Raw genomic sequence first — 12,805 nt, forward strand, 5'->3', positions numbered from 1 at the left:
AATGCCTCCTGAATCAGACCGGAAGCATGTAACGATTGATCCGTGGTTGTCCATCATCGGCCTCGGCGAGGATGGTGTTTCGGGCCTTGGTGAACGGGCACGTTCAGCGATTTCGGCTGCCACCGTCGTGTTCGGCGGCAAACGGCATCTGGAACTGGCCACCCCTCTGATCGCGGGCGAGGCGCGGCCATGGCCGCAGCCTTTCGATACCGCCATGCAGGCGGTCGTCGATTTGCGTGGTCAAAAGGTTTGCGTGCTGGCCTCGGGCGATCCGTTCTTTTTCGGCGTCGGTGTCACGCTTTCTCGGCATGTCGAAGCGCAGGAATATATCGCCATCCCCTCCCCATCCGCTTTTTCGCTGGCGGCGTCACGGCTGGGCTGGGCGCTGCAGGATATCGAGACGGTCTCGCTGCATGGACGCTCGCTCGATCTGGCGCGACCACTGCTGCATCCAGGCCGCAAGGTTCTGGCGCTGACATCGGATGAGATGGGACCGGCAGCCTTGGCGACGTTGCTGACGGAGAGCGGTTTCGGAAAATCCGCGCTGACAGTGCTGGAAGCGCTGGGTGGCGGGCAGGAACGGGTTCGAACCAGCACCGCAGAAAAATTCGATCTCGCCGATATCCATGTGCTGAATGTCGTGGCCATCGAGGTTATCGCCTCCGGAAATGCACGCATTCTGCCGCTAGCCTGCGGCATGGATGACGCCCTGTTTGACCATGACGGGCAGATCACCAAACGCGAGATACGGGCGCTGACGCTGTCGGCGCTAAGCCCTCGGCGTGGTGAACTCCTGTGGGATATCGGCGCCGGTTCGGGGTCGATCGGCATCGAATGGATGTTGCGGCACCCGTCCATGCAGGCCATCGCCATCGAAGGCGATGCGGCACGCGCCGTGCGGATCGGTCACAATACGGCAGCGATGGGTGTGCCGGGCCTGCGCATCATCAAGGGTACGGCACCGCAGGCGCTGGGCGGATTGCCGAGGCCGGATGCGATCTTCATCGGCGGCGGCGGCAGCGAGCCGGGTGTGTTTGATGCCGCCGTGCAGGCACTGGGACCGGATGGACGGCTTGTCGCCAATGCGGTGACGCTGGAAATGGAAGCGGTGCTGCTGGCGGCACATGCGCGGCTCGGCGGATCACTTAGCCGGCTAGATATTTCGCGCGTGACGCCGATCGGAACCATGTTTGGCTGGCGACCGGCCATGCCGGTGACCCAATGGATCTGGACAAAACCGTGAGTGAAACGGCAACCACAAGGCGGATCGTTGCCGGCATCGGCTGCCGCAAGGATACTCCGACCGCGACCATCCTGAGCGTGCTGGCGGAAACGCTGGAGCAGACGGGTTTTCCCGGACGCACGCCGGACATGCTGGCGACCGGCACGATCAAGGCCGATGAGGCCGGGATCATCGAAGCGGCAAAAAAACTCGGCGTTCCGCTGGTCGTGGTCGAACAAGCCGCGCTCGAAGCCGCAGCCTCGCGCACGCTGACCGTTTCGCAAGTGAGCCTCACCTATGCCGGAAGCCCGAGCCTTTGCGAGGCATCAGCTCTTGCCGCCGCCGGCGAGACCGCGGTACTGGCCGCACCACGATTTGTACGCGATGGCGTGACCTGCGCCATTGCCGTCGCAAATGCCGAGACTGGCCCGAATAAAAAGACTGGAAAGACGACAGCATGACCGTTCATTTCATCGGCGCCGGACCGGGCGCGGCAGACCTGATCACCGTGCGCGGCCGTGACCTGATCGGCAAATGCCCGGTCTGCCTGTTTGCCGGCTCGATCATGCCGCGCGAACTGCTCGCCTATTGCCCACCGGATGCCCGCATCATCGATACGGCTTCGCTGTCTCTCGACCAGATCGAGGCCGAATATGTGAAGGCGCATGAAGAGGGCAAGGATGTCGCCCGCCTGCATTCCGGCGATCTTTCCGTCTGGAGTGCTGTGGCCGAGCAAATCCGACGGCTGGAGAAACATGGCATCGATTACACGATGACACCGGGCGTACCGTCCTTCGCAGCCGCCGCTTCCGCGCTGAAGCGCGAGTTGACTATTCCCGAAGTGGCGCAGAGCCTTGTTCTGACCCGCGTTTCCGGCCGCGCTTCAAAAATGCCGGAGGGTGAAAACCTGAAAGCCTTTGGCGCCACCGGCGCAACGCTTGCCATCCATCTGGCGATCCATGCGATCGGCAAGGTGGTGGAAGAGCTGACGCCGCTTTATGGCGGCGATTGCCCGGTGGCCGTGGTGGTGCGGGCGACATGGCCGGATGAACGGGTTTTCCGCGCCACGCTTTCGACCATCGAGGCAATGCTGGCGGCCGACCCGGTGGAGCGCACGGCGCTCATTCTGGTCGGGCCGGGACTGGCAGCGCAAGATTTTCGCGAGAGCGCGCTTTATAACGCCGATTACGTGCGCCGGTTCAGGGGCGGAGACGGGCCGGGATCGGACGGCGCGGCTTGATCGGACGGCGTGAACGGCGCTTCGGCAACGAAATTTCCCTGACGGTCAAAGATCAGGATTTCCAGCGCGATATCGCCGCTGTCGAGCACTTTTGCCGCCGTCTGCCACGCCAGCGCAGCAATCGCCGGGCCGAGTTCCAGCCCGTCTTCAGCGGCGATTTCGAACGCGTGCATCACGGTGTTGGCGCTGCGGATGCGATCGGCCAGATCGGCGCTGGCGCCGACATCGATCGCGACCTTTGCCAGCCCATCGAGATCGGCCAGGCCACGTTTGGAATGCAGGTCGAGCATGCCTTGCGCCAGCTTGGTCATCTTGGCCACGCCGCCGGCAACGGTGACGCGCGGAACGGGGTGGCTTTTCAGATATTTCAGCATGCCGCCGACAAAATCGCCCATATCGAGAAGCGCGACTTCGGGCAGATTGTGCCGCTGCTGCACGGCCTTTTCCGAGGTCATGCCGGTGGAGCCGGCGACATGGGTGAGGCCTTCGGCACGCGACACGTCAATACCGCGCCAGATGGAATGGATCCATGCCGCGCAGGAAAACGGAATGACGATGCCGGTCGTGCCGAGGATCGAAATGCCGCCCAGAATGCCCAGGCGCCCATTCAGCGTTTTTTCGGCGATATTTTCACCATCCGCAACCGACACCTCAACTTCGAAATCGGTCTCTCCGCCCGAAACCTCGGCTATGGCGGCAGCGATCATCTGGCGGGGGACGGGGTTGATCGACGGTTCGCCGATGCCGAGCGGCAGGCCCGGCTTCGTGACCGTGCCGACACCGGAACCGGCCTTGAAGGTGATGCCGCTACCGGGGCGACCACGCCGCACGGTGGAGGAGATCAGTGCGCCATGGGTAACATCGGGATCGTCGCCTGCATCTTTCACGATGGACGCGCGGGCAAAATCAGCTCCCAGCTCTTCACCGGCCAAGGCAAAGGCCGGACGTTGCCCACCGGGCAGGCCAACCTCGACCGGATCGGGAAATTTTCCCGTCAAAAGCGCAGCGCAGGCCGCCTTGGCAGACGCGGCAGCGCACGTGCCGGTGGTCCAGCCACGCCGCAGGTTCTTGCCATCCGCTTCGATGCCAGTTTCACTCATGACCGCTTCTATAACGTTGCCCCGAGCCGCAGTCACCGGCAAAAGGTTTTTCGCATGACAGGTCCTGTCCCGACATTTTCGACCGAAGGAATTTTTGCATGACGGCACGGGCTCTCATCATTGGCGCACCACGCTCCGGCTCGGGCAAAACAAGCGTGACGATCGGCCTTCTGCGCGCCTTCGCCCGGCGTGGTATCAAAGTGCGTGGAGTCAAATCGGGGCCGGATTATATCGACCCCGGTTTTCACCATGCTGCGACAGGCCTGCCCGGCCTGAACCTCGATACCTGGGCGATGGAACCGGCGCTGGTGGCGCATCTCCTGAACGATGCCGCAAGCGATACCGAACTGGTGCTGATCGAAAGCGCCATGGGCCTTTTTGACGGCATCAACGGCGGCGATGGCCGCACCGGTTCGGCTGCCGATCTGGCGCGCCTGCTGGGCATTCCGGTTCTGCTGGTTCTGGATGTGTCTGGCCAATCGCAGACGGCAGCCGCCGTCGCACTGGGGTTCAGGCATTACGACCCGAAAGTGGAAATTGCCGGCGTCATCATGAACCGGGCCGGCAGCGAACGGCATGTAAAGCTGTCCGGCGATGCGATTACCGGCACCGGCCTGCCGCTGGTGGGGGCGGTGTTGCGCAACCCGGATCTGGTTCTGCCGGAGCGGCATTTGGGTCTGGTGCAGGCCAGCGAACATCCGCAGATCGAAGGCCATATCGAAAAACTGGCCGATGCGATGGAAGCCTCGCTCGATCTCGATGCCATTTTCGATATCGCCGTGCCGCTCAAGGAGACAACCGCGATGTCACCGGAAGCCAATCTGCAGCCCCCCGGCCAGCGCATTGCCTTAGCGCAGGATGCTGCTTTCACCTTCCTTTACCCGCATGTCGCTGCCCACTGGCGCGCATTGGGTGCGGAAATCGTGCCCTTCTCGCCTCTGGCCGATGAAGCGCCGTCCAAGGATTGTGACGTCTGCTGGCTGCCGGGCGGTTATCCCGAACTGCATGCCGGAACGATAGCCGCCGCCAAAAATTTTCGCACCGGGCTGGGCGAATTTGCGCAGACGCGGCCGGTGCACGGCGAATGCGGGGGCTACATGGTTTTAGGCGAAACGCTGGAGGATGCCGATGGCGTGACCCACCAGATGACCGGGCTTCTGTCTCACCAGACCAGTTTTGCAAAACGCCGCATGAACCTCGGTTATCGGCAGGCGACGATTGCCGCCGATGGTCCGGTGGGCAAGGCAGGCAGCATGATCCGTGGCCACGAGTTTCATTATGCCAGCGTGATCGATGCCGGTTCGGACGATGCCTTTGCGACGATCGCGGACGGCACCGGCAAACCGCTCGGCACATCCGGCGGGCGGCGCGGGTTTGTCAGCGGCACGTTTTTCCACGCGATTGCGCGGGTGAGCGGAGCCTAAGCGTGATCCTTAATTCGTCGTCATCCCGGCCTTGAGCCGGGATCCAGCAGAAACGCGGCTGCGTGGCGGAAAAGTCTTTTCAGCCCAAGGACTTGGGCTGGCTGGTTTCCGGCACGAGGCCGGAATGACGGAGAAAATTGGTCGCCCCTATTCCACAAATACCCTGACCGTGGCCGCCCGCCCCACCGCATCGATGACCGTCAGCGTCGAATAACCACCACCATCCGGCTGCCATTCACTGGTGCGGCGGCGCGAGAGGTCAGACAGAGGCTGACCATTGGCGAGCCAACGGAACGGCGCGCGGCCACCCTGCAATTTCAACGTCAGCGGTTCCAGCGTGTTACCCGAAGCAGCACCAAGATCGACCCGCGCACCTTCCGGCGGATAAACGATCTGTGGCGCCGGTTCGCGTGCCGAGGCCGAGATCAGCCCGGATGCGGTCATCGAAAAACGCCGCTGGCTGATTGGCAGATCGGCCTGCGCCACGCGCACTGCGCCAGAGGGTGCCGGCGGCATCGGCGTGATGGCGACGCCGGAGCGAGAAAAGGCGTCGAACAGGATCGGGGCCGCCGTCGCATAACCGGCAATGCCGGGCACCGCGCCATTATCCGGCCGGCCGACCCAGACGCCGAGCACATGGCGGCCATCATAGCCAATCGACCACGCATCACGATAACCGTAGCTGGTGCCGGTCTTGTAGGCGATGCCCAGCCGCCGGCTGCCCTGCGGCGGCAAAACGTCGGAGAGGATGTCGGTGACATTCCATGTGGCGACCGGTTCGAGCAGCGGATCGGCGGGATCGATACCCGGTTTTTCGCGCACGCCATCGCCCAGCCGCACCGGCTGGCCGCGATTGGCAAGCCCGGCATAAAGCTGCACCAGATCTTTCAGCGACACACCGACACCGCCAAGCCCGATGGCAAGCCCCGGCGCCTCGCCGATCGGTAGCGCCGGTTTTACATCCGAACGGCGAAACCGCATCATCAACCGGCTGGGGCCGACGGCATCGAGAAGACGCACCGCCGGCACGTTGAGCGACAGTTGCAGCGCCTGGCGGATGGACACGTCGCCCTGATAGCTCATGTCGAAATTGCGCGGCCGATAACCGTGGAAATCGGAGGGGCGGTCCTCGATCACCGTTTCCTGCGACACCAGCCCCTGTTCAAAGGCCAACCCATAAATGAAGGGTTTTAGGGTCGAACCCGGCGAACGATTGACGCGCGTCATGTCCACCCAGCCGGAACGGCTGGCATCGAAATAATCCGCTGATCCGACCTCGCCGACAATCTCGCCGGTGCGGGCATCGGCCATGACCATGGCAAGCGATATCTTGGGGCCGAGTTTCTGCACGGCGGCGCGGGCCGCATCTTCCAGCCCTCGCTGCACATCCCGCCTGAGCGTCGTGACGTGGCGGTTCTGCGTCGGCTGCTTGCGAATGGCGGCTTCGGCCAGATGCGCGGCATAGGCAGGCAATTGCAGACGACGCGACGGCACTGGATGTAAAGCCGCCTGCTCTGCGGCCGCCTTGCCGACTGTTTCCCTCACCGGCTCACGATCGAGCACACGTTGACGCGCGGCGGTGGCAACCTGCGAGCGCCGATCGGGCCGGCGCGCCTCCGGCGATTGCGGCAAGGCGACCAAAAGAGCTGCTTCCGATACAGAAAGCCGGCGCGGCTCCTTGCCGAAATAGGCAAGGCTTGCAGAGCGCACGCCTTCGAGATTACCGCCGTAAGGCGCAAGCGTCAGATAGAGATCGAGGATCTCAGGCTTCGACAGCCTCCGTTCGATCTGGATGGCGCGGGCAAGCTGCACGAATTTGGCGGTGAAGGAGCGGTTTTCGCGCGGCTCGATCAGCCGTGCCACCTGCATGGAGAGCGTCGAGGCGCCCGAAACGATACGGCCATTGGTGACGAATTGTGTGGCGGCACGCGCTAGCGCCCAGAGATCGACACCGGTATGTTCATAAAAGCGCTGATCCTCATAGGCCACCAGCATGCGCAGGAATTGCGGATCGACGTCGGCTGCCTTTGTGCCCAGCCGCCAGCGGCCATCCGGCGTGGCGAAGGCGCGCAAAAGCTGGCCATCGGCATCCACGACCTCGCGCGAGATCACACCGGCCTTTTCCAAAGGCGGTGGATAAGCACGGTCGGCGGCTTCCAAACCATAGACCGCCGCTACGCCAAGAAGGGCGATAGCAACGGTACCGACAACGAGTTTACGCCAGAGCCGCATTATTGCGCCGCCTTCACCTCCATGCGGCCTGTCGCGGTGCGCGCCGAAAACTGCGGGCGGTACATGTCCTCGACATAGGCTGCCGGATGATCGTAAACGCCCGGCGTCACCGCGCGGACCACATAGGCCAACGAGATTTCGCGGTTATCGCCGCCGCTGCGATCGAAGGCTGCGACAAAACGGTCGTTGCGGAATTCCGTATGGGCGGCCTGCGTATCGCCGATCCATTCGAAATTGGTGAGCTGGGCGCTATCGACGAGGCTCGGATTGTCGATCTCGAAACCGGCGGGCAGCAGATCGGTGATGACGATACGCGAAGCCCAGTCATTGCTTTCCGTCACCGTCAGCACCACCACGTAACGCTGGTTCTGCTCGGCTTCGGTGACGCTGATTTCCTCGCCTTCCAGCGTGTAATAGGCGCGGGAAATCTGAAAACCATCGCCGCCGGCCGGCAGCGGCACGACCGGTGCTGCAACCGTGGTCAGCACCGCCGAGAGCGGATCGGGGCTGCGATTGGCGAGCGTGACCGGATGATCGGCCAATGCTGCACCTTCGATGCGGGACATGTATGCGCCCTTGTGGGCGGCACCATTGACCTGCAGCGATATCCCCTCATCACCCTGCTGCAACGCGCGGGCGGCGAGCAGCATCCAGGCCTGTTCCTGGGTGCTGGTGTATTTTTTGTTGCGCCATTCGCTGGCAACGACCTTTGCAAGGTCCGGCACGATGGCCGGCACCGGGCGGCTTTCGGCAGCAAGCGCCAAAACCGCCGCGCCATCACGCAGCGACGAACCGTAATCCGAACGCGCGAGGCTCACCTTGCGGACCTGTGCGTCCTGAGACATCTGCAACGACTGCGCAAAGATGTTCTTCGAACGCTGGGCATCGCCATAAAGCGCCAGCGATGCAGCAAGATGCGCCTTGGCGAGCGGCGTCGGGAATTCCGAAAGCATCGTATCGGCGTAATAACGCAGATCGCTGATCGCGGCCTTGCGGTTGCGCGACAGGACATAAAGCGCATAGGCGATCTCATTGCCCTTGTCGCGAACGCTGTTGTCATAACCGAGGCCGTTCTGGAGATTTTCCAGCGCCTGCACCAGCGCCTGATCCGGCACCGTATAGCCCTGTTCGCGAGCGCGGCTCAGGAAGTCGGTGACATAGGAATCCAGCCAGAGATCACCCGAACCCGGTGCCCAGAGACCAAAACTGCCCGACGACGACTGGTAGGAGAGGACGCGGTAGATGGCATCCTGCACGCGCTTCTTGATCTCTGCATCGTCGGCCAGCCCGTTCTTCTGGGCGAGTTCGCTCAGATAAAGAAGCGGCAGCGCCCGGCTGGTGGTCTGCTCGGCGCAGCCATACGGGTAACGGTCGAGGCTGGTCAGCAGCGACGGGATATCGAACTCGGCCGAACGGCTGACATTGAGCGCGATCGAGGCACCCGGCAGAATGCTGTCCGCAAACAGATCGCCATTCACCGTAAGGCTGCTGCCGGGAGCAAGCGAGATGACGCGGCGGCTTGTAATCGGCAGCGTAGCAGGGCGCACCGGCAGGTAAAGCGCCTGTTCCAAGGCCATGCCGGAATCGTTTGTCAGACGGATGTTGATCTGGCCATCACCGGGCTCAACCCCGGAGATTCTTAGGGCCACATCCTTCTTCGCACCTGGCTGCAATTGCAGGGTTTGTTCCGGCGCTGCGACCGAAATTGCATCATTGCCGTTGACCGACAGGCGATAATTGCCGGCGGGCGCATCGGTATTGGCGATATCGAGACGCAGGTTGGCTTCATCGCGGGGGGCGAGGAAACGCGGCAGGCTGGCGGTGACGACAACCGGATCGCGGATGATGACATCCGTCACGCCATGGCCGACACCGGTCTTCGACCAGGCAACCGCCATGACACGGGCCGTGCCGTTGAACTGCGGGATATCGAAACTGACTTTTGCATTGCCATCGGCATCCAGCTTTACGGGACCGGAGAAGAAGGCGACGAGCTTTTCCTTCGGCGGGCTGGCCTGCAGTGCCATGCTGCCGCCATCGCCACCGGTGCGGATACGGCCCATTGCGCCGAGCGAGCCATCGATCAGGCGTCCGTAAAGGTCGCGGATTTCCAGACCAAGGCGACGCTGGCCAAAATAGAAATCGTCCGGGGCCGGCGGTTCGTAACGCGTCAGGTTGAGAATGCCGACATCGACGGCGGCAACCGTGACATATGCCTCTTCACCCACACCGGCACCGGCAACATTGACGGCGACCTCAAGCGGCTGGCGCGGAAGGGTCTTTTCCGGCGCGGTCAGCTTGATCGCAAGATCGCGCAGTTCCGGATCGACCTTCAGCCAGGTGATGCCGATGGCACGCATCGGCATGCGATTGTCACGCGCTTCGCCGGGGCGATAAAGCGTAGCGGTGACATAGGAACCGGCACCCCAGTTTTCCGTGACCGGGATTTCGACCTCGCCGCCGTTTTCGCCGATATCGACATTGTCGACCGAGATCAGCTGTTCGGCGCCGCCCATGACCATCAGCGAACCGGCATAACGCGACGCGATTTTCAGCTTGGCGGTTTCGCCGACCTTGTAGCTCGGCTTGTCGAGGGCGATTTCCAGCGCATCCGGAGTTTCGGTGGAACTGGCGGTGACGAACCAGCCGGCATCGAACTCGACGCTCGACTGCGGCCCCCCGGCTTCGGGCGTTTCCACCTCAAGGCGGTAACGGCCCCAGCTTGCCTGCACGGCAATCTCGCCGCCATCGGCTGAGAGATCGACCTTGCCGGTCGCCACCTGTTCGGTACGGGTGATCGGCTCATACCGCCAGGAACCACCCTCGCGATACCATTGGTAATTGCGCTCCAGCTTGACCAGCTTCCACAGCGCACCCTTCGAGGCCACCTTTTTGCCGGTCTCATCGATCATCAAGATATGGAATTTTCCCTGCGCGTTTTCGGGCAGATCACCCGAAAATTCCGGCTTGATACCAATGCGCGGGCCATCGGCGCGAACCGGCAGCGTCAGCTTGCGCTCGATGGCGCGGCCGCCGCCTTCCTGCATTCGCAAGACGATATCGGCAGACACCAGCTGCGTGGTGGACGGAATTTCGGCGATAGCGGCATCGAAACTGGCCTTGCCGTCTTCATCGAGCGGGTCGAGCCCTTCGAGTGGCAGGCGGGTGGCTTCCGCGGCTTCTTCATCGGCGAGGCCGAAGACATAACCCTTGAAGGCCTCCGTCTCGCGCGACGGTTTCAGCACCACTTCGCCTTCGAGATTAAGCCCGGCGGCCGGCGCACCATAGAGATAACGGCCATCGACATTGACCGGCAGCGGCTGGCCAACGGTGATGGTATCGACGTCGCTGGTCAGATCAAACTCGATGCGATCCGGCACAAAATCATCGACCAGGAATTCCTTGGAGGCAATCGCACTGCCCTTGGGGTCGGTAAACACCTGCATGGTCCAGGTGCCGCGCATCGCGGTTTCCTGCAAGGCTAGGTCAAGCGTGTAACCGCCAAGTTGACCGTTTTCGACCTGCCGACGATCTTCGACGCCATCCGGGCGCAGGAAGACAAACGTGAGCGGCAGGTTTTCGATGGCGTTGGAATCGACATCACGCGCCAGCGCCGAGGCATGCACGGTTTCGCCGACGCGATAAATGCCGCGTTCGGTGAATGCAAAGATGTCTATCGCGCCCGGTGCGGCACGGCCGGTAACACCGCGATCGGAGAGATCGAAACCGGCGCGCGTCATATCGAGGAAAACGTAATCCGTGTCGCCGTTCTTGGCCGTCAGAACGGCCGGCACCATGGCGGCGGTGCCGCGCATCAGGCCGGCGGTGAAATTGGCGCGACCATCGGCATCGGTCTTTAACGTGCCGAGAATTTCGTTGTTCTTGGCCAGCAGCTGCAACTCGACATCGGCGACCGGCTTGGCCGTGGAAAGCGAGCGGATGAAAACGTTGAGGCCATCGGTGCCGGCATAGGTGGAGATGCCGAGATCGGAGACGACGAACCATTGCGTCGCCTTGTTTTCCCAGCTGTCCTCATCGGCAGTCGGCAGGCTGGCGGTCATCACGTAGACGCCGGGCTTGCGCTGCGGAAGCGCTTCATCGACCGGGAAACTGGTGACGACGTCCTTGTTCATCTCCTGACCGATCTCGAGCGAGCCCTGCCAGACCAGTTCGCCGCTCTCTTCCTGAATGCGGTTGGCGCTGTAGCCATCCATCTGGGTGAGGAATTGCGACGAGGTCAGAAGCGGCGCGATACCGCGCTCGCCGATCCGGTAGAGTTTCAGCGCGGCGCTCGGTGTGTTGACGGAGACGAGCGGAATGCCGCGACGGGCTGTGGATGGCAGCACAAAACTGTCGCCGGTGAACCGCAGCGACGGCGAGCGATCCTTGACGTAGATGTCGATATCGACGGCGGCAGCGAGGTTTTCATCGACGGAGGACGGCAGGCCACGGCGGAGCGTCAGCTTGTACCGCTGGCCATGGGTCAGGCCTTCGACGCAGATCTGGTTGTCCTTGGCTTCCAGCGCTTTTGGCGCGGCACCATCCAAAGTGACGAAAGGCGCGTAATCGACGCCGGCCTTGACCAGAGGTTCGGAGAATTGAATGCAGGCACGCGCTTCGGCACCATCGGCATCGACGGTGTTGCCGACGACGCGGAAACCAAAGCGCTGCACGAGATCCTGATAAACGGCCTGCACCGTCTTGGCATTCACCAACGCAAGGCTTTCCTTGAGCGCATTGATGGCCGCACGATTGTTGGACTGCCGCGCCAGCCCACCGCCGAGAAGGGCAAGCGCTTCGGCACGACTCTGGGTCGAGCGGCTCAACTGATAACCGTTGATGCCGGCCATGACAGCCTGGCGGGCAAATTCGCCGTTGTTTTCGACGCTGCCGGCAGCACGCGCCATTTCGATCCACAGCGCGCCATCTTCCGGGTTGATGGCGAGTGCGGCCTGATAGGCGGGAAGCGCCGCGCCTATATCATTGCCGACGACTTCCAGCTGCGCCAGAGCCTTCAGGCTTTCCAGCCCCTGTCCCTGCAAGGTCGGCGTGGGTGCGAGGCCATCCTTGAATTCGCGCGCCTGCTGAATCAGTTCTTCGGAGAGAAAACCGAGACGCGGAGCGGCACCGATGTCCGGTTCCGATGCCACATCTACCACCTTGCCGGCGATCGCGCCGGGGGCAGCGTTCAGCTGGTTGAAGTCCGATTTCAGAAAGCACCACTTTGCCTTGGTATTATAGGTGAAGGCACGGCAGGAGCGATCGTCGACGCAGGCCGTCTGGCACTGGTTGACGTCGATGTTCTTCACGGTGCGAAGGTCGAACCCGGTGTAGTCGCTGTTTTCGCTGGTGATGACCTGTCGTCGCGTTTCCTGCGCCGACAGTGGCGCGGCCAAAGCCAGCGCGCCGAGGACAAAAGCCGAGATGCGGAAAAAGGCGCGCTTAGACATGAAAGTCCTCCCCAACGCGGTGCCGTGAGCCGGTGTGTTATCTTCTAATTTGACGAGTGCTTGTCAATCTTCAGCGCAGGTATGCGCCAGCTATGTTGCAAGCTCAAGATGGGAAATTTACCGGCGATGGCTGGCGG

The 12,805-nt window shown here is 62.5% G+C and carries 7 protein-coding genes; 4 read left to right on the plus strand and 3 right to left on the minus strand.

All coding sequences use genetic code 11. The annotated features are described in order from the left end of the window. Position 1 precedes the first annotated feature (1 nt). From cbiE to cobM, 3 genes are read left to right on the plus strand one after another with little or no spacing between them, the layout of a single operon-like run. Positions 2-1,243, plus strand: a complete 1,242-nt coding sequence (cbiE, locus tag AAIH70_RS20420; protein WP_132277528.1) for a precorrin-6y C5,15-methyltransferase (decarboxylating) subunit CbiE — start codon at positions 2-4, stop codon at positions 1,241-1,243. Next, positions 1,240-1,683, plus strand: a complete 444-nt coding sequence (locus tag AAIH70_RS20425) for a cobalamin biosynthesis protein (protein ID WP_245519260.1) — start codon at positions 1,240-1,242, stop codon at positions 1,681-1,683. The genes cbiE and AAIH70_RS20425 overlap by 4 nt, the downstream gene beginning before the upstream one ends. After that, positions 1,680-2,462: a precorrin-4 C(11)-methyltransferase gene (gene cobM, locus AAIH70_RS20430; RefSeq protein WP_132277532.1), complete on the plus strand. Its 783-nt coding sequence runs from the start codon at positions 1,680-1,682 to the stop codon at positions 2,460-2,462. The genes AAIH70_RS20425 and cobM overlap by 4 nt, the downstream gene beginning before the upstream one ends. On the opposite strand, the gene AAIH70_RS20435 is transcribed toward cobM, so the two are convergent. Continuing rightward, positions 2,408-3,547: a cobalt-precorrin-5B (C(1))-methyltransferase gene (locus AAIH70_RS20435; protein WP_165932086.1), complete on the minus strand. Its 1,140-nt coding sequence runs from the start codon at positions 3,545-3,547 to the stop codon at positions 2,408-2,410. The two genes, cobM and AAIH70_RS20435, sit on opposite strands and share 55 nt — an antisense overlap. A 113-nt stretch (positions 3,548-3,660) precedes the next feature. On the opposite strand from AAIH70_RS20435, the gene AAIH70_RS20440 reads away from it, so the two are divergent. Then, positions 3,661-4,986 carry a cobyrinate a,c-diamide synthase gene (locus AAIH70_RS20440; protein ID WP_132277536.1) on the plus strand — a complete coding sequence of 442 codons (1,326 nt, stop codon included), beginning with the start codon at positions 3,661-3,663 and terminating at the stop codon, positions 4,984-4,986. Between the two features lie 147 nt (positions 4,987-5,133). Here the strand turns inward: AAIH70_RS20440 and pbpC are convergent, their stop codons facing one another. Both pbpC and AAIH70_RS20450 read right to left on the minus strand, forming a co-directional pair. Next, positions 5,134-7,218, minus strand: coding sequence for a penicillin-binding protein 1C (gene pbpC / locus AAIH70_RS20445; RefSeq protein ID WP_132277538.1), 2,085 nt, complete (start codon positions 7,216-7,218; stop codon positions 5,134-5,136). After that, complete coding sequence (locus AAIH70_RS20450) at positions 7,218-12,668, minus strand: alpha-2-macroglobulin family protein (RefSeq protein ID WP_430035254.1); 5,451 nt, start codon at positions 12,666-12,668, stop codon at positions 7,218-7,220. Before AAIH70_RS20450 ends, pbpC begins: the two co-directional genes overlap by 1 nt. Positions 12,669-12,805: the final 137 nt, after the last annotated feature.

The sequence above is a fragment of the Neorhizobium sp. BT27B genome (assembly GCF_050455485.1).
Classification (GTDB): domain Bacteria; phylum Pseudomonadota; class Alphaproteobacteria; order Rhizobiales; family Rhizobiaceae; genus Neorhizobium.